We start from the raw sequence: 414 nt of genomic DNA on the forward strand, positions 1-414 counted from the left end.
TGCTTGCACTTGTTGAAGCTGATGTACTTGCTGACGTGCTTGCGCTTGTTGATGCGGACGTGCTTGCTGACGTACTTGCGCTTGTTGATGCAGACGTGCTAGCCGACGTACTTGCACTTGTTGAAGCTGACGTGCTTGCGGACGTACTTGCGCTTGTTGATGCAGACGTGCTAGCCGACGTACTTGCACTTGTTGAAGCTGACGTACTTGCTGAGGTGCTTGCGCTCGTTGATGCAGATGTACTTGCTGACGTACTTGCGCTTGTTGATGCGGACGTGCTTGCTGAAGTACTTGCGCTCGTTGATGCTGATGTACTTGCTGAAGTACTTGCGCTCGTTGAGGCTGAAGTACTTGCTGACGTGCTTGCGCTTGTTGAAGCCGATGTACTTGCTGACGTGCTTGCACTTGTTGAGG

General features: G+C 52.2%; 1 protein-coding gene. It reads left to right on the forward strand.

What is annotated here, in order from left to right; translation table 11 throughout:
* On the forward strand, window positions 1–414 hold a 414-nt coding region (locus HMPREF2987_RS10985; protein WP_180364501.1), incomplete at both ends, for a magnesium transporter.

This window comes from Streptococcus sp. HMSC067H01 (assembly GCF_001814775.1).
In the GTDB taxonomy this organism is placed as follows: Bacteria; Bacillota; Bacilli; order Lactobacillales; family Streptococcaceae; genus Streptococcus.